Raw genomic sequence first — 17251 nt, 5'->3', positions numbered from 1 at the left:
GCGAGATATCCCCATGACTCATCGTATTGTCATCGTTGGCGGCGGCGCCGGCGGTCTGGAGTTGGCTACCCGTCTGGGTAAGACTCTGGGCAAGCGTGGTACGGCCAGTGTAATGCTGGTCGACGCGAACCTGACCCACATCTGGAAACCGCTGCTGCATGAAGTGGCCGCCGGCTCCCTGAACTCTTCCGAAGACGAACTCAACTATGTCGCCCAGGCAAAATGGAACCACTTCGAGTTCCAGCTAGGGCGCATGAGCGGGCTCGATCGGGCACAGAAGAAAATCCAGCTGGCCGCTACCTACGACGAAAACGGCCTGGAACTGGTGCCGGCCCGCGAGGTGGGTTACGACTCGCTGGTGATCTCGGTCGGCAGCACCACCAACGATTTCGGTACTCAAGGCGCAGCGCAACACTGCCTGTTCCTGGACACCCGAAAACAGGCCGAACGCTTCCATCAGCAATTGCTCAACCACTACCTGCGCGCCCATGCCGGTCAATCCGATACAGTCCAGCAAATCAGCGTGGCCATCGTCGGTGCCGGTGCTACCGGTGTCGAGCTGGCGGCCGAACTGCACAACGCGGCCCATGAACTGGCAGCCTACGGTCTGGACCGCATTCTTCCGGAAAACATGTACATCACCCTGATCGAAGCCGGTCCTCGAGTACTGCCAGCGCTGCCGGAACGGATTGGCGGCCCGGTGCATAAAACCCTGGAGAAACTCGGCGTCACCGTACTGACCAACGCGGCGGTCAGCGAGGTGACTGCCGATACGCTGATCACCAGCAGTGGCCAGGAGATCAAGGCCAGCCTGAAAGTCTGGGCCGCCGGGATTCGCGCGCCGGGTTTCCTCAAGGATATCGACGGCCTGGAAACCAACCGGATCAACCAGCTGCAAGTACTGCCGACCCTGCAAACCACCCGCGACGAAAACATCTTCGCCTTCGGCGACTGTGCGGCCTGCCCGCAACCGGGCACAGACCGCAACGTTCCGCCACGGGCGCAAGCTGCACACCAGCAAGCGTCGTTGCTGGCCAAGTCGCTGAAGCTGCGGATCGAAGGCAAGCCGCTACCGGAGTACAAGTACACCGACTACGGCTCGCTGATCTCGTTGTCGCGCTTTTCGGCTGTGGGTAACCTGATGGGCAACCTGACCGGCACCGTCATGCTCGAAGGCTGGCTGGCACGGATGTTCTACGTGTCGCTATACCGCATGCACCAGGTGGCGCTGTACGGTCCGTTCCGCACGGCAATGCTGATGCTGGGCAGCAAGATTGGCCGTGGGACTGAACCGCGTCTGAAACTGCACTGATAAAGCCAATAAGGTGGGAGCGAGCTTGCTCGCGATGACGGTAGGTCAGTCAACACTTGTGTTAACTGGCAGTCCGCTATCGCGAGCAAGCTCGCTCCCACATTTTTTTATCGCTCAAATTTACACCTGAAAGCGCCGTACCATGCCCTGCAACGCGTTGGCCAGCTGCGACAGTTCATGGCTGGAAGCGCTGGTCTGATCCGCACCCGCCGCAGAACGCATCGACAAATCACGGATGTTCACCAGATTGCGATCCACTTCCCGCGCCACTTGCGCCTGTTCTTCGGCGGCACTGGCGATCACCAGATTGCGCTCGTGAATTTCATGCACCGACGCTGTGATGGTTTGCAGGGCTTCGCCTGCCCGCTCGGCCAGTACCCGCGTACTGGCGGCACGGGAGGCGCTGGCCTGCATGGACTCGAGTGCCAGGCTCGACCCGTTGCGCATGCCCTGCACCATCTGCTCGATTTCCTGAGTCGATTGCTGTGTGCGATGCGCCAGCGCGCGTACTTCATCGGCCACCACTGCAAAACCTCGCCCGCTCTCCCCCGCACGTGCGGCTTCGATCGCGGCATTTAGCGCCAACAGGTTGGTTTGCTCGGCAATGGCGCGAATCACATCCAGCACCTTGCCGATGTCCTGTGATTGGTTGGCCAGCGACTGCACCAGTTCACCGGTGTGCTGCACATCGCTGGCCAAGGCGCTGATGGCACTGGCGGTTTCGCTGACCCGCTCTTGGCCCAGATGCGCCGACTCACTGGACTGGCGAGTCGCATCGGAAGTCGACACCGCATTGCGCGCGACTTCTTCCACGGCGGTGGTCATTTCGTTGACTGCGGTCGCCGCCTGTTCGATCTCGTTGTTCTGCTGTTGCAGTCCCTGAGTGCTGTCGAGGGTCACCGCGTTCAACTCATCCGCCGCCGTGGTCAATTGCGTGGCCGAACTGCTGATGCCTTGCAGGGTTTCCCGCAGGTTCTGCTGCATGGTCGCCAGCGCCTTGAGCAAACGGCTGACTTCGTCGTTGCCATGGGTTTCGATGGCCCGTGTCAGGTCGCCCCGCGCCACGTTTTCGGCTGCATTCAGGGCTTCGGTCAGAGGGCGCACGATGCTGCGGGTCAGCAACATGGCGAGTCCGACGGTGGCCAGAGCGGCCAGACCGATGAACAGGCTGACAATCAGGCGCGAGGTTTCGTAATGCGCTGCGGAGTTCTGGCTTTCAGTGGCGACCTGTTTGGCGAACAGTTCTGCCAGGTCATTGAGCTGCTTGCCGGAACCGTCGACCACGGTTTTCATGTCGACCAGCAGCAGCTTGGTCAGCTCGTCACGCCGACCTTGCTCGGCCAGGACGAAGGACTGGGCGATGCCCGAACGATAGGCCAGGAAGGCTTTTTTGAACTGCTCATACAACCCTTTGCCTTCGGCGGTGGTGACCAGCTTATCGTAGGCGGCGATCTTGTCGCTCAGCTCCTTGTCGCGGGTGTCCATCTGGCTGCGGTACTGCGCAATGTTCTTCAGATCCGGATCCAGGGCCATGCGCAGGGAAATGGTACGGATGCGCAACATGATCTCGCGGATCTCGTCGCCGCCACGAATGCTCGGCAGCCATTGGTTCTCTACCGCGACCTCACTGTCGCGAATACTCGACATCTGTCCCAGTGCAAACACGCCGAGCAAGGCGACCAGCACTGCAATAAGGGCAAATCCCAACGCTGCGCGAGGAGCGATATTCAACTGACGAAGCAACATAACGAGCGCCCTTTTTCTTGTCGTGGCTTGAGTAAAGGGGCGTTACTGCGGCAGTCCCCCGTCAACTCGTTATCGGCAAGTTGTACGATGACTGAAGGCGACGGAGATTTTTCAACAGCCAAAAAAAATCCCCGTATCTTTCGATACGAGGATTTTTAATATGGTCGGGGTAAGGGGATTCGAACTCCTGACATCCTGCTCCCAAAGCAGGCGCGCTACCGGACTGCGCTATACCCCGGTAAAAAAAGGCACCGTTGAAAGGCGCCTTCTTCGATCAGCGCTTTTGGCCTCTGATCTTAAGATTCGATTCCAGCATTAGCTGGTTTCAAAAATGGTGGGTCGTGTGGGATTCGAACCTACGACCAATTGGTTAAAAGCCAACTGCTCTACCAACTGAGCTAACGACCCAAAAATGGTCGGGGTAAGGGGATTCGAACTCCTGACATCCTGCTCCCAAAGCAGGCGCGCTACCGGACTGCGCTATACCCCGGTTTGAAATTGGCTCCGTGACCAGGACTCGAACCTGGGACCCAATGATTAACAGTCATTTGCTCTACCGACTGAGCTATCACGGAACTACATATTTCAATTACAACATTTGCTGCGTACTTCACTCTCTTCTACATGTTCGCATCGCTGCGTTCGTGTGTCTGAGGCGCGCTATTCTACAATCTTAAAAACCCCTGTCAACCCTTTAAAATGCTTTTAAGACAATGATTTGCGACTTTTTTCAGATTTCTCCTTGGGGAGAAGAAACCGCTGGGCTGACATACTGCGGGGCGCACTTTACAAGCCTTTGTCTTACAGTTCAACGCCCTATCGAAAAAAAAGGCCTCGCAGTGCGAGGCCTCTTCTATAGCAGCGTAGCGGATGATCAGGCGAAAACGATCTCGTCGTTCTCCACAGTCCCCTTTATGCTGGCCCCAGGCATAAACCGCCCCGAAAGGATCAACTGCGCCAACGGGTTCTCGATCCAGCGCTGAATCGCTCGTTTGAGCGGTCGTGCGCCGTATACCGGGTCGTAACCCACCGCGATCAGCTTATCCAGCGCCTCGCTGTTGAGCTCCAGTTTCAGCTCACGCTCAGCCAGACGGCTACGCAGACGGCCCAGCTGGATTTCGGTGATGCCAGCAATCTGATCCCGGGCCAAAGGCTCGAAGATCACGACTTCATCGATCCGGTTGATGAACTCCGGACGGAAGTGGGTAGACACCGCATCCATCACCGCAGCCCGCTGCGCTTCACGATCACCCACCAACTCCTGAATCTGCACAGAGCCCAGGTTGGAGGTCATCACGATCACCGTATTGCGAAAATCCACGGTCCGCCCGTGGCTGTCAGTCAACCGGCCATCTTCCAGGACTTGCAGCAGCACGTTGAACACGTCCGGGTGGGCCTTCTCAACCTCGTCCAGGAGGATCACCGAATAGGGTTTGCGACGCACCGCCTCAGTCAGGTAGCCGCCCTCCTCATAGCCTACGTAGCCCGGAGGGGCACCAATCAGCCGCGCCACAGAGTGTTTCTCCATGAACTCGGACATATCGATGCGCACCATCGCCTCTTCGGTATCGAAAAGGAATTCGGCCAGGGCCTTGCAAAGCTCGGTTTTACCCACACCGGTAGGGCCCAGGAACATAAACGAGCCACTTGGACGGTTCGGATCGGACAACCCGGCACGAGAACGCCGCACCGCGTTGGCTACCGCCACCACGGCCTCGTCCTGACCGATAACGCGCTGGTGCAACAAGCTTTCCATCTTCAACAGCTTGTCGCGCTCACCTTCGAGCATTTTCGATACCGGAATACCGGTCCACTTCGAAACGACTTCAGCGATCTCTTCTTCGGTCACTTTGTTGCGCAGCAACTGATTTTCGCTTTTGCCGTGCTGATCGACCATCTGCAGGCTGCGCTCCAGGTCCGGGATCACCCCGTATTGCAGCTCGGCCATACGGTTGAGATCACCTTTGCGACGGGCAGCTTCCAGCTCCTGACGGGATTGTTCGATTTTCTGCTGAATCTGCGCCGAGCCGTGCACTTCGGCTTTTTCCGAGGTCCAGATTTCTTCCAGATCCGAATACTCACGCTCCAGCCGGACAATTTCCCCCTGCAACTTCTCCAGGCGTTTGATCGCGGCTTCGTCGTCTTCCTTCTTCAGCGCCTGGGATTCAACCTTAAGCTGAATCAAACGGCGCTCCAGGCGATCGAGCACTTCTGGCTTGGAGTCGATCTCCATACGTATACGGCTGGCCGCTTCGTCGATCAGGTCGATGGCCTTGTCCGGCAGCTGGCGATCGGTGATGTAACGATGACTCAGCTTGGCCGCGGCGATGATTGCGCCGTCGGTGATCGCCACCTTGTGGTGGACTTCGTAACGCTCCTTCAAACCGCGCAGGATCGCAATGGTGTCTTCTTCGCTCGGTTCGTCTACCAATACTTTCTGGAAACGCCGCTCGAGCGCAGCGTCCTTCTCTATGTATTGGCGGTATTCATTGAGAGTAGTCGCGCCAACGCAATGCAACTCGCCTCGCGCCAGCGCCGGCTTGAGCATATTGCCTGCATCCATCGAGCCTTCGCCCTTACCGGCGCCCACCATGGTGTGCAGCTCGTCGATGAACAGGATGATCTGCCCTTCCTGCTTCGACAGCTCGTTGAGCAACGACTTCAGGCGCTCTTCGAACTCACCACGGTACTTGGCACCCGCGATCAGCGAACCCATATCCAACGACAGCAGGCGCTTGCCTTTTAGGCCATCAGGCACTTCGCCGTTGATGATCCGCTGGGCCAGGCCCTCGGCGATGGCGGTTTTACCCACGCCTGGCTCACCGATCAAGACCGGGTTGTTCTTGGTACGCCGTTGCAGCACCTGAATGGTCCGGCGAATTTCGTCGTCACGGCCGATTACCGGGTCAAGCTTGCCTTCTTCGGCGCGCTTGGTCAGGTCGATAGTGTATTTGTCCAGGGCCTGGCGCGATTCCTCAACGTTGGCGTCATTGACCGCTTCGCCGCCACGCAGATTGTTGATCGCATTCTCCAGTGCTTTCTTGCTGACGCCTTGGCCGAGCAGCAACTTGCCGAGCTTGCTGTTCTCGTCCATTGCCGCGAGCAACACCAGTTCGCTGGAAATGAATTGGTCGCCTTTTTGCTGCGCCAGGCGATCCGCCTGATTGAGCAGGCGCGCCAGATCCTGCGACATGTTGACGTCGCCGGTAGGGTTCTGGATTTTTGGTAGATGGTCGAGCTCTTTGCTCAACTCTTTGCGCAGACTGTTGACGTCAAAGCCCACTTGCATCAGCAACGGCTTGATCGAGCCACCCTGCTGTTCAAGCAGCGCGTGCATCAGGTGCGCAGGTTCAATGCCCGGATGATCGAGGCCGACTGCCAGAGATTGGGCATCGGATAAGGCTAACTGTAATTTGCTGGTTAAACGGTCTATACGCATGAGTCACCTTCCTAGTTGGGCAGGCCGGAGCGATGGACACACCTTAATGAAGAAAACCTGCCAGATACCCCACAAGATGCGGTCGATTCTGGAAGATTCAAGCGACGCAGGGTTGACGCAGGTCAGGAGAGTCTAGTGTTCGAGCCAGACAAGGGAGGCAAACCGACCGGTGCGAGGACTGCGGCGGTAAGAATAGAAGCGAGGATCGGTCACGGTACAGAAACCGCCGCCGTACACGGCCGTAACGCCGCAAGCTGCCAGACGCAGGCGCGCCAGCAGATAGATGTCGGCCATGAACTTGCCGGTGTTGTGACTCGGGACAAAGGCCTGATCCGCTTCGGGAAGTTGCTGGACAAAGGCCTCGCGAACTTCCGGACCGACTTCAAACGCTTGCGGGCCGATGGCCGGCCCCAACCAGACCAGTACCTCGGAAGGTGGCACGGCAAGACTGTCCAGCGTGGCTTCAAGCACGCCAGCCGCCAGCCCGCGCCACCCGGCATGGGCCGCTGCGACGCGAGTGCCGGCGCGGTCACAGAACAACGCAGGCAGGCAGTCCGCTGTCATCACCGTACAGGCGATGCCCGGTGTCGCGGACCAACTGGCGTCAGCGGTTGCGACCAGACCGGGATCTGCATGAGCCACGGCAACGCCATGAACTTGCTGCAGCCAGACCGGCTCAATAGAGAAGTGTTCAGTCAGACGACGGCGATTCTCGGCAACAGCCGCAGGGCTGTCCTCGACATGGTCGCCCAGGTTGAGGCTGTCGAACGGCGCCAGACTGACGCCGCCCGCTCGAGTGGTGACGCAGGCTTTCACCCCGGCCGGCGCAGGCCAGTCAGGAATCAACCAATTCGTCATCCGATGAACGCCTCGCGGTCCTGCTTGAGCAGCGACAGCAACCAGACGAAGTCGTCCGGCAGTGGTGATTCCCAGCTCATGCGTTTACCGGTGGTCGGATGGTCCAACTCAAGGAAACGCGCGTGCAGTGCCTGACGCGGGAACGTTTTCAGCGATTCGACCATGGTCAAGCTAGCGGCCGGCGGGATGCGGAAACGTCCGCCGTAGGCAGGGTCTCCGACCAACGGGAAGTTGATGTGGGCCATGTGCACGCGAATCTGGTGCGTACGACCGGTTTCCAGCTTGACCCGCACGTGAGTGTGGGAGCGGAAACGCTCGAGTACGCGGTAATGACTGACCGCCTGCTTGCCGCCTTCCATCACCGCCATGCGCTGACGCTGCTGGCCGTGACGACCGATCGGCGCGTTGATCTTGCCGCCGGCGGTGACCACACCGATCACGATGCACTCGTAGATCCGGCTGACGCTGCGGCTCTGCAACTGGGTGACCAGCTGGGTCTGCGCCTGAATCGTCTTGGCCACCACCATCAGACCGGTGGTGTCCTTGTCGAGACGGTGCACGATACCGGCGCGCGGCACATTGATGATGTCCGGCACGTGGTGCAGCAAGGCGTTGAGCAGAGTGCCATCAGCATGACCGGCAGCCGGGTGCACCACCAGGCCCGCAGGCTTGTTGATTACCAGGATGTCGTCGTCTTCATAGACGATATCGAGCTTGATGTCTTGAGCGATCCATTCTCCTTGGGCTTCCTGCTCGGCAGTCAGCTCAAGAATGGCGCCACCATGGACTATGTCTCGCGGGCGGATAACCGCTCCATCCACAGTCAGGTGGCCGTCTTTGATCCAGGCGGAAAGGCGCGAGCGCGAGTGCTCAGCGAATAATTGTGCGGCGACTTGATCGAGGCGTTGGCCGCCCAATTCGGACGGCACCTCTGCGCGAAGTTCAATTTTATCGGACATGCTCAGACTAGGCGTCGGCACAGCCTTTGGTTTCGGCTGCGCGCTTGTGGTTAAATACGGCGTCTTTTGCCCCGTGGCTTACAACGGGGCGTTCATCATAACAGGACGGCCACGCCCAAGACAGCGGCCGTCATAGGGACGCAAGCCGCCATGCAAGTGAAACACCTGCTGCTGATCGCCATCCTCGCATTGACCGCTGCTTGCTCATCGAAGGAAGTCGTCGACGAAAACCTGAGCGAGGTCGAGCTGTACCAGCAGGCGCAGGCCGACCTGGACAACCACAGCTACACCAGCGCCACAGCCAAGCTGAAGGCTCTGGAGTCACGCTATCCATTCGGTCGCTACGCTGATCAGGCTCAACTTGAGCTTATCTACGCTAACTACAAGAACGCCGAGCCCGAAGCTGCCAAGTCCGCCGCCGAGCGTTTCATCCGACTGCACCCGCAACATCCGAACGTGGATTATGCGTACTACCTGAAGGGTTTGACCTCCTTTGACCAGGATGTCGGCCTACTGGCGCGTTTTCTGCCTCTGGACATGACCAAGCGTGACCCGGGTGCCGCTCGAGACTCTTACAACGAGTTCGCGCAACTCACCAGCCGTTACCCGAACAGCCGCTACGCGCCGGATGCCAAGCAGCGCATGATTTACCTGCGCAACCTGCTGGCGGCCTACGAGATCCATGTGGCTGACTACTACCTGACCCGTCAGGCCTATGTAGCCGCTGCCAACCGCGGTCGTTATGTGGTGGAAAACTTCCAGGAAACCCCTTCGGTCGGTGACGGCCTGGCGGTGATGGTCGAGTCCTACCAGCGTCTGCACCTGGACGAACTGGCCAATACCAGCCTGGAAACCCTGAAGCTCAACTACCCGAACCACCCGACGCTGGTGGGCGGTCAGTTCGTACCGCGGGTTGCCGAAGCGGACAACCGTTCGTGGCTGAGCAAAGTGACCCTGGGCCTGATCGAATCCCGTCCGCCGCTGCCGCCGGGCGAAACCCGCGCCAACCAGGATGTGATGAGGCAGTTCCAGGATGCCAAAGACGCGATCCCGGCCGATCTCAAGCCTAAAGATGCAAACGGTGACGCCGTCAAAGAAGAACAACACGAAGCGGAAGGTAACAAGGGCGACCGTTCGTGGTTCAGCCGTATGACCTTCGGCGTGTTCGACTGACGCCAGCGCGGTACCAAAAGGGAGACTTTCGAGTCTCCCTTTTTTATTGCGCTGTGCGCTTGTCTTGTCCTTGGCTAAACTGCCGGATCATTCGTCGAAAAGCTGGTCACCATGGTTCGTTTACTGTTCTGGATCGCTCTGATTGCTGCTGCGGTATGGTTCTGGCGCAAGATCAAGCGCTCAACTTCTGCGACCAATACGCCCAGTGAGCAAAGCGCGCCGCCTATGGTTCGCTGTGCCCACTGCGGTGTGCATTTGCCCCGCGACCGTGCGTTACGTCTTCAACAACAGTGGTATTGCAGCCAGGCGCACCTGGAGCAAGGCCCGGATTCACGTGACCGCTGAAACCTTAAGTCCCGGCGGCAAACAGGCCCGTTGACGTCTTCAGCCTCACATTGGCTGACATCAAACAGATTCATCTGCAGATCGGTACGGGTTCTTTCGACACTTTGATGGACCCGAATCAACGGCCCCAAGAACTAAACAACTTGCGACAAAATGCATTTCGCCACAACGCCAAGGCTCACGAACACGCCGAGGTCCGGCTGAAGTTGTTCATCGAACCCGAAAACGAGCTGCCGACCCTGTAAATACTGGATAACGGCCCCGGTGTGGACGATGAACATCGGGTGCATTTGTTCGAACCCCTCTTCACCACCGATATCCAACGCACTGGCCTGGGTCTCTATCTGTCCCGCGAGCTGTGCGAAAGCAACCAGGCCAGCCTAGACTTCGAATCACGCCAAGGCGGCGATTGCTTTTGCATCACCTTTGCTCACGGACGAAAACAGAGTTGAATATGGGCCCACGGCAAAAAGTCCTGATCGTCGATGACGAGCCGGATATTCGCGAACTCCTGGAAATCACTTTAGGCCGGATGAAGCTCGACACCCAAAGTGCCCGCAATGCCAGCGAAGCTCGTCGCTGGCTGGCTCAGGAACCTTTCGATCTATGCCTGACCGACATGCGTTTGCCCGACGGCACCGGGCTGGAACTGGTGCAGCACATCCAGCAGCGTTACCCGCAGACTCCGGTGGCGATGATCACCGCCTATGGCAGCCTGGAAACGGCGATCAACGCCCTGAAAGCCGGCGCCTTCGACTTTTTGACCAAACCGGTGGACCTGAGCCGCCTGCGGGAGCTGGTGGCAAGCACCCTTCGCCTGCCTGCTGCGGGTAGCCAGTCTCCGTCCATCGACAGCCGTCTGCTCGGCGACTCTTTGCCAATGCGCAGCCTGCGCAAACACATTGATAAACTGGCTCGCAGCAAGGCACCGGTGTACATCAGCGGAGAATCTGGTAGTGGCAAGGAGCTGGTGGCCAGGCTGATTCATGAGCAAGGCCCGCGTGCCAGCCGACCATTCGTGCCAGTCAACTGTGGCGCGATTCCGTCAGAACTGATGGAGAGCGAATTCTTCGGCCATCGCAAAGGCAGCTTCAGCGGCGCAATCGAAGACAAACCCGGGCTGTTTCAGGCAGCCAACGGTGGCACGCTGTTCCTTGACGAAGTGGCCGACCTGCCTTTGGCGATGCAGGTCAAACTGTTGCGGGCGATTCAGGAGAAAGCCATTCGCAGCGTCGGAGGGCAACAGGAAGTCGTGGTCCAGGTGCGCATTTTGTGTGCCACGCATAAGGATCTGGACGCCGAAGTCGCCGCTGAACGCTTTCGTCAGGATCTTTATTATCGGTTGAATGTGATCGAACTGCGGGTGCCGCCACTGCGCGAGCGACGCGACGATATTGAGCCGTTGGCCAGCAACGTCCTCAAGCGACTGGCCGCGGACAGCGGCTTGCCGGCGGCGCAGCTGCACCCGCAAGCCCTGGACGCGCTCAAAAGCTATCGCTTCCCGGGCAATGTGCGCGAACTGGAGAACGTGCTTGAACGTGCGCATACCCTCTGCGAAAACAAACAGATCGAAGCGGGTGACCTGCGTCTGGCAGAAGGCAGTTGCACAGCCGAACCCGGTGAACCGGATCTGGCGCACATCGACAACCTGGAAAACTACCTGGAAAACGTCGAACGCAAATTGATTCTCCAGGCCCTCAAAGAGAACCGCTGGAACCGCACGGCAGCAGCTCGGCGTCTGAATCTGTCGTTTCGTTCGATGCGCTATCGCTTGAAGAAACTAGGGCTGGATTGAGCAGGGACTCTTGCGAGAGCATCCCTCAGGCGATTCATTGTGGTGAAGGAGCTTCCCTCGCCACAATGAATAACCGAACCCAATCCCCGCTAAATGCGCCCTGCCGGGGCATACGGCGCGGGATCAATGACCGGCTCGCGGCCAAGCATCAAGTCGGCGAACAACTGGCAGGAGGCCGGCGCCAGCACCAGGCCATTTCGGTAATGCCCACAGTTGAGCCACAACCCTTCAAACCCCGGAACCTTACCAATATAGGGAATTCCCTCTGGCGAACCCGGCCGCAGCCCCGCCCAATGCCCCACCACTTCGGCATCCACCAACGCTGGAATCAATTCGATGGCCGAGGCCTTCAGGCTTTCCAGGGCGGACTGAGTGGGAGTTTTGTCAAAGCCTTCATGCTCCAGCGTACTGCCGATCAGCACATGGCCGTCACGGCGCGGAATCGCATACCGACCTTTGGCCAGGACCATACTCGAGAGGAAGTCAGACGCGCATTTGTAGAGGATCATCTGACCCTTTACCGGCTCGACCGGTAATTCCAGCCCAAGGCTTTGCAACAACTCACCGCTCCAGGCCCCCGCCGATAGCACCACCTGATCCGCATGAATCTCGCCCGCTGACGTTTGTACGCCGACGACCCTCTCGCCCTGGCGAACAAAACCGCTGACTTCGCATTGCTCATGAATCGTGACATTCGGCAATGCCAGCAACGCGGCCTTGAGCGACTTTACCAATCGCGGATTACGCACGTTGGCCACATCCGCCATGTAGAGCGCCCGCGAGAACCCGGCGCCCAGTACGGGCACTGCATCGTGCGCAACCGAAATATCCACCTTGCTCAGCGGGCGGTTTTCCCTCACGGCCCAGGCCAGTGCCTCGGCCTCATCATCCAGATCAAGCCAGTACAGACCGGTCTTGTGCACCTGCGGATCAATACCGGTCGTTACAAACAGGCGCTCGGCGAGCTGTGGATAAAAATCCTGCGACCAATGGGCCAGCGCAGTGACCGCCGGACTGTAGCGCCACGGGTACAGCGGCGAAACAATCCCGCCGCCAGCCCAGGACGACTCCTGCCCCACATTCGAGCGATCCAGCAGGACCACACTCTGCACTTCAGAAGCCAGATTAAACGCCGTCAGCAGGCCAATAACCCCACCGCCGACAATCACCACTTGCTGTTGCTTGGCCATCTTCTGATCCAACAATAAAAAGACAAAGGGCGCAAAGGACGCCTGAAAAATGGACTCAACGACCCCAGCAATCTTTGGCGGTCAGGCCGCTAGTCGCATTGGTAATGGTTCTGACGCCGGTATTGGTGATCGTGAAATCACCACACTTGTCACTCTCCATCATTGATCCGCTTTTACGTGCCGCTGTCAGCGAGAAGGCCTGATCGGTCAGCGTCGGGGTGATGGTGTAGTAGTCGTTGCCCACGCTAAGACCGGTGGCGTTGGTGTACACATTGTTCTTCGAATAGAACCGCTCCAGATTCTGTGCCTGCTCGGAGAGCAGCCCGGCGATTGCGGTGCGGTGGGTTTTCTTCACGTATTCGGTAATTGCCGGGTAGCCGATGGTCACCACAATCCCGATGATCGCGATTACGATCATTATTTCAATCAGGGTGAAACCTTGGTTGAATCTACGCATGCCTACATCTCACTTACTGTATTTGTCGCCACATGATCCGTCGGCTTGCACCGCCCGGTTTTTCTACCAGCGTGGAAATGCCACCACTGGAATCGTTCACTATCTTGCCGGTCGCGTCGTCGATGATCGCGGTCGGTGTTGGAATACCGCCACTAAAGATCACGCCACTGGACAGTGTATCCATGCTGTCGATCCCCCCATCACCGTTGGTATCGAGTACTGCACAGTTGAGCATCTTACCGCTGAACGCATCCAGTTCGACCAGTTTACCGGCGCCGACGCTGGAACAGAGGTCCGCCGTATCCACGCCCGTACTGGTCAATACTTTGTGCCCCAACACTGGGTTGACCTGGATGCTGTCGAGCAAAGGTGGTGAGTCCGAGGACTCGACGGCGTAAGTCGGCGCCGCCAGGTACAGACTCGACACAGTGGCGCAGAACAACTGCAGCAACCAACGTTGCCAGCTTACGCGGGCCTCAATACTTCGCATAAATACTCTCCAGCACGCTGCGTGAGTTACCCACCCGCCCGACCGCCGTGACCCGATACAGCGTAGCGCAGGTGTTGCCTGGGACATTGACGGCGGTCATTGTCGTGCCGATGTTCTGCACCCCATAAAAGCCGTCACCGGCGGCGATCCAGTTCACCCCTGAGGAGGAATTGAGGCCGGCGGCAGCCACCACCGACGATTCGGCAGGCGGCGCGCACCGAGTTCCCGCGCAAACCGATAGTGAGTAGGCGTTCTGCTGCACGGCGCTTTCACCGATCCGCAATGCGGCTTCGGCCAGTTGAAACGACTGATTGCGCAGAATTACGCTGCCGGCCATTTTTTCTTGCAAGGTCGCGTTCTGCATCGATGAAATGCCGATTAGCGTCAACAGCAAGAGAAACACCAGGCTGACCAGCAGTGCCATGCCGCGCTCGGACCGTGCCGTCATTCGAGGAATACTCATTGGCACCGCGCCCTACAGCAACCGGTTGCGCAAAGCGGCAACCACGTTATAGGTCTGGTTGCGTACGCGGCTGTTCGGGTCCGTCAGGGTCAAGGTCAAGCGCACACTGCGTATACGCGCCGGATCAGAGGGGTTGCTGGTGTAGCTGGAAGCTGCGATATCAGTGGCTGTACTGGCGACCCCGAAGGTCACGCCGAAAGCGCTGACGTTGTTCACCAGCACCTGGCTGGCCTGGGTGCCAATGGCCACCCACAATTGATTGTTGCTGAAGGTGTAGGTCAATCGGCGGATCGGGAACGCCAACCGCCCGGTCGGGGCCGCATGAGCGCCGGAATAGGCCGTTGCGCTGTTTCGACAGTCGGAGATTACAGTCCAGATCGGCGCACCGCCGTTGTTGCCGACGTCGGCGGTCACCAGTGTCAACTTGAGATTGGCATTGTCCCAGCTGATGGGCGTTACCGAGCTGGCAGCGAAGTCCGAGGCCGAGCTCGAATCGGTGATCGCCCCAAGGCAACCGAACATGCCGACCATACGTATTTCCTGGAGCATTTTGCTCAGGACGAAACGCGCATCCTCCTGCATGTTGGCTGAGGCGTTCTGGCTGACGTAGGTGTTTTTCGCCGAAATGAATATCTGCGCAACACCCAGCAGCACGATCAGACTCAACGCCAACGCCACCATCATCTCGATCAGGCCGAAACCTCTGAGCAACCTGTTCACGGCGTCACCGCAGGGTCGGCGGCGACGCGGCTGGTCAGGACAAAACTTCGCTGAGGGGGGCTGCTCTGACCGGGGTTGGCCGCTGTGCCAGCGCGTGAATCGTCCCAGTTGATGGTGATTGTGAACACTCGCTGGTTCACCGTAACGCTCCCGGTCGCCGTCGGCCCGCCAAAATTGATGATGTTGGTAGTGAAGTCGTAGAGGTCCTGATCCCGGGCGACATTCAGGTTGCTCGAGCCGGGAGGCGTGACGCTGTAATCGGCGCCGGAGTTGGCCCGAATGCGGTCCAGCATGTCATAGGCGATAAAACTGGCCTGGCTGGTCATCAGCGAACTGTCAGTGTATTTCAGCGCATTCAACTGAATTGCCGCCGCGCCCAACAACCCTACGCCGAGGATCAATACCGCAACCAATACTTCAATCAGTGTCATGCCGTCCTGTGCACGCGTTCCCGATACCGTCATTCATCGTCCTTGTTTGCGCTTGCGACACATAATTGATGACCACGGCTGTGGCTGGCATCGACAACCTGCGCAGATTGTTGAAATCGATGCTGGATACCCCGAAGGTTAGCGTCAACGTCGCGTCGCTGCTCATGGCTGGCACAACCGGCAATACATTCGCCGGGTTGCCAGTACCGTCGTAAACCGAAAGCTGCGCAGTCCAGACACTGTCATCGGCTATAACTAACCCTACAACCTGGATCATTCATCGACGGGATGTAGGTTGATTTGCCAGGACCCGCGCACGGATCGCGCATGCTCACACCATCTCCATGGAGGGAGACGCTATGCCTCAGAAAGGTTTCAGTCTGATTGAACTGCTCGCAGGACTGGCCATTACCGCCCTCCTCCTGCAACTTGCCAGCCCGCCATTCAAGGGACTGATCGAGTCGATGCACCGAGAGAATGCTGCTCAAACGCTCGTCAGTGGCCTGCGCAATGCCCGTACAGAAGCCATCCTGCGCAACCAGATCATCGTCATCCATGCAGTGGACGACGACTGGAGCCAGGGTTGGCGAATCATTCTGGATATCAGTGGCAAGGGTCATAAGGACAGCGATAACCCGGTGCTGCTTGAGCGCCAGGAAAGCGGGCGGGTGACGATTGTCGGAAATGGACCGGTGAAGAACTATGTTCGTTTCACCGGCTTGGGCGAAGCGTTGCTGTCAGGGTCAGGCGGCGCCTTTCGCGCCGGGACCATGTATGTTTGTGCCACGGACCAAGGTATCAGTCACCATCAAGTGGTGCTGGCCAAGACTGGCCGCATCAGTCTGCGCAGCGATAAGACCGAGCAGAAGCTGTGCGAGGGTGACACCTCACAGCAGCGAGCGAACACGTAGTTCTTTAGGCATGGAGAAGGTGATGTTCTCCTCGCGACCGGCCAGCTCATCGGCACCGGTTGCGCCCCAGGCCTGCAATTGCTGAATCACGCCGCGCACCAGCACTTCCGGTGCTGAAGCGCCGGCGGTGATGCCAATCCGCTCGACGCCATCGAACCAGCTGAGCTGCAGGTCTTCAGCACCGTCGATCAGATAGGCCGGGGTGGCCATGCGCTCGGCCAGTTCGCGCAGGCGGTTGGAGTTGGAGCTGTTCGGACTGCCGACTACCAACACCACATCGCACTCGTCCGCCAGTTGCTTGACCGCGTCCTGACGGTTTTGCGTGGCGTAGCAGATGTCGTCCTTGCGTGGACCGCCAATGGCCGGGAAACGACTGCGCAGTGCGTCGATGACGCGACTGGTGTCATCCATGGACAAGGTGGTCTGGGTCACGAACGCCAGGTTCTCTGGATTGCGCACTTGCAATGCGGCGACGTCTTTTTCATCTTCTACCAGGTAGATCGCCCCGCCACTGCTGCTGTCGTACTGGCCCATGGTGCCTTCGACTTCCGGGTGACCGGCGTGGCCGATAAGGATGCACTCGCGACCGTCGCGGCTGTAACGCGCGACTTCAATGTGAACCTTGGTCACCAACGGACAGGTCGCATCGAAGACTTTCAGGCCACGGCCTGCCGCTTCGGTACGCACTGCCTGGGAAACACCGTGGGCGCTGAAGATCACGATGACGTCGTCCGGCACCTGATCCAGTTCTTCGACGAAGATCGCTCCGCGAGCGCGCAGGTCTTCGACGACAAATTTGTTGTGGACCACTTCGTGGCGCACATAGATTGGCGGTCCGAAGACTTCCAGGGCGCGATTGACGATTTCGATCGCCCGGTCTACACCGGCGCAGAAGCCACGGGGGTTGGCGAGTTTGATTTGCATACTGTGCCTCGTGGCTGTGTGCGCAAGAAGTTAGTTCA

15 protein-coding genes, 4 tRNA genes and 4 pseudogenes are annotated in these 17251 nt (G+C 58.7%); 6 read left to right on the top strand and 17 right to left on the bottom strand.

Annotation, left to right across the window (positions count from 1 at the left end; genetic code table 11):
- The first annotated feature begins 13 nt into the window (after window positions 1-13).
- Window positions 14-1312, top strand: a complete 1299-nt coding sequence (locus tag AC07VR_RS11990; RefSeq protein ID WP_494995643.1) for an NAD(P)/FAD-dependent oxidoreductase — start codon at window positions 14-16, stop codon at window positions 1310-1312.
- A 120-nt stretch (window positions 1313-1432) separates the two neighbouring features.
- Here the strand turns inward: AC07VR_RS11990 and AC07VR_RS11985 are convergent, their stop codons facing one another.
- The 9 genes and pseudogenes from AC07VR_RS11985 to rluD form a co-directional block, all read right to left on the bottom strand.
- Window positions 1433-2296, bottom strand: coding sequence for a methyl-accepting chemotaxis protein (locus AC07VR_RS11985; RefSeq protein ID WP_495011344.1), 864 nt, complete (start codon window positions 2294-2296; stop codon window positions 1433-1435).
- Window positions 2288-3058, bottom strand: a pseudogene (locus tag AC07VR_RS11980) (MCP four helix bundle domain-containing protein); the annotation flags it as partial. The gene AC07VR_RS11985 and the pseudogene AC07VR_RS11980, both read right to left, overlap by 9 nt.
- Window positions 3059-3219: 161 nt before the next feature.
- Window positions 3220-3296 (bottom strand) — tRNA-Pro (locus AC07VR_RS11975).
- Window positions 3297-3390: 94 nt separating this feature from the next.
- Window positions 3391-3466: transfer RNA gene (locus AC07VR_RS11970), tRNA-Lys, on the bottom strand.
- A gap of 5 nt (window positions 3467-3471) precedes the next feature.
- Window positions 3472-3548, bottom strand: a tRNA-Pro gene (locus AC07VR_RS11965).
- Between the two features lie 9 nt (window positions 3549-3557).
- Window positions 3558-3633: transfer RNA gene (locus tag AC07VR_RS11960), tRNA-Asn, on the bottom strand.
- Window positions 3634-3932: 299 nt separating this feature from the next.
- Window positions 3933-6497: an ATP-dependent chaperone ClpB gene (gene clpB, locus AC07VR_RS11955; protein ID WP_494993621.1), complete on the bottom strand. Its 2565-nt coding sequence runs from the start codon at window positions 6495-6497 to the stop codon at window positions 3933-3935.
- Window positions 6498-6629: 132 nt separating this feature from the next.
- On the bottom strand, window positions 6630-7355 hold the full coding sequence (gene pgeF / locus AC07VR_RS11950; RefSeq protein WP_495011323.1) for a peptidoglycan editing factor PgeF: 726 nt from the start codon (window positions 7353-7355) through the stop codon (window positions 6630-6632).
- The gene (gene rluD, locus AC07VR_RS11945; protein WP_495011322.1) at window positions 7352-8314 is read right to left on the bottom strand and encodes a 23S rRNA pseudouridine(1911/1915/1917) synthase RluD; all 963 of its coding nucleotides are present in this window, start codon (window positions 8312-8314) and stop codon (window positions 7352-7354) included. The genes pgeF and rluD overlap by 4 nt, the downstream gene beginning before the upstream one ends.
- A gap of 150 nt (window positions 8315-8464) precedes the next feature.
- On the opposite strand from rluD, the gene AC07VR_RS11940 reads away from it, so the two are divergent.
- From AC07VR_RS11940 to AC07VR_RS11925, 4 genes and pseudogenes are all read left to right on the top strand, one after another.
- Window positions 8465-9487 carry an outer membrane protein assembly factor BamD gene (locus AC07VR_RS11940; protein ID WP_495011321.1) on the top strand — a complete coding sequence of 341 codons (1023 nt, stop codon included), beginning with the start codon at window positions 8465-8467 and terminating at the stop codon, window positions 9485-9487.
- A 111-nt stretch (window positions 9488-9598) separates the two neighbouring features.
- On the top strand, window positions 9599-9832 hold the full coding sequence (locus tag AC07VR_RS11935; RefSeq protein WP_495011320.1) for a PP0621 family protein: 234 nt from the start codon (window positions 9599-9601) through the stop codon (window positions 9830-9832).
- Window positions 9833-9888: 56 nt separating this feature from the next.
- A pseudogene (locus AC07VR_RS11930) lies at window positions 9889-10284 on the top strand (sensor histidine kinase); the annotation flags it as partial.
- A gap of 2 nt (window positions 10285-10286) precedes the next feature.
- Window positions 10287-11627 (top strand): sigma-54-dependent transcriptional regulator, encoded by a 1341-nt coding sequence (locus AC07VR_RS11925; RefSeq protein ID WP_495011319.1) that lies wholly within the window; start codon window positions 10287-10289, stop codon window positions 11625-11627.
- 89 nt (window positions 11628-11716) lie between these two features.
- Here the strand turns inward: AC07VR_RS11925 and thiO are convergent, their stop codons facing one another.
- The 7 genes and pseudogenes from thiO to AC07VR_RS11890 all read right to left on the bottom strand — a co-directional run.
- A complete protein-coding gene (gene thiO, locus AC07VR_RS11920) occupies window positions 11717-12817 on the bottom strand; it encodes a glycine oxidase ThiO (protein ID WP_494993616.1) in 1101 nt (366 codons plus the stop codon).
- Between the two features lie 55 nt (window positions 12818-12872).
- Window positions 12873-13274, bottom strand: a complete 402-nt coding sequence (locus AC07VR_RS11915) for a type IV pilin protein (protein ID WP_495011318.1) — start codon at window positions 13272-13274, stop codon at window positions 12873-12875.
- A gap of 13 nt (window positions 13275-13287) precedes the next feature.
- Window positions 13288-13626: pseudogene (locus tag AC07VR_RS11910) on the bottom strand (pilus assembly protein); the annotation flags it as partial.
- A 124-nt stretch (window positions 13627-13750) separates the two neighbouring features.
- On the bottom strand, window positions 13751-14227 hold the full coding sequence (locus tag AC07VR_RS11905) for a pilus assembly PilX family protein (protein WP_495011317.1): 477 nt from the start codon (window positions 14225-14227) through the stop codon (window positions 13751-13753).
- Window positions 14228-14239: 12 nt separating this feature from the next.
- Entirely contained in the window at window positions 14240-14947 is a 708-nt protein-coding gene (locus AC07VR_RS11900) for a PilW family protein (protein WP_495011316.1), read from the bottom strand.
- A complete protein-coding gene (pilV, locus tag AC07VR_RS11895) occupies window positions 14944-15411 on the bottom strand; it encodes a type IV pilus modification protein PilV (RefSeq protein WP_494993612.1) in 468 nt (155 codons plus the stop codon). Before pilV ends, AC07VR_RS11900 begins: the two co-directional genes overlap by 4 nt.
- Window positions 15365-15628 (bottom strand): annotated as a pseudogene (locus tag AC07VR_RS11890) (hypothetical protein); the annotation flags it as partial. The pseudogene AC07VR_RS11890 and the gene pilV, both read right to left, overlap by 47 nt.
- A 109-nt stretch (window positions 15629-15737) precedes the next feature.
- Between AC07VR_RS11890 and AC07VR_RS11885 the strand changes: the two are divergent.
- Window positions 15738-16289, top strand: a complete 552-nt coding sequence (locus AC07VR_RS11885; RefSeq protein WP_494993611.1) for a GspH/FimT family pseudopilin — start codon at window positions 15738-15740, stop codon at window positions 16287-16289.
- On the opposite strand, the gene ispH is transcribed toward AC07VR_RS11885, so the two are convergent.
- The gene (gene ispH, locus AC07VR_RS11880) at window positions 16266-17213 is read right to left on the bottom strand and encodes a 4-hydroxy-3-methylbut-2-enyl diphosphate reductase (protein ID WP_494993610.1); all 948 of its coding nucleotides are present in this window, start codon (window positions 17211-17213) and stop codon (window positions 16266-16268) included. The genes AC07VR_RS11885 and ispH overlap by 24 nt on opposite strands.
- Between the last annotated feature and the right edge of the window lie 38 nt (window positions 17214-17251).

The sequence above is a fragment of the Pseudomonas sp. GW821-FHT02H09 genome (genome assembly GCF_059421425.1).
The sequence above is the reverse complement of the archived record's forward strand: the minus strand, read 5'-3'. Positions and strand labels throughout refer to the sequence as shown.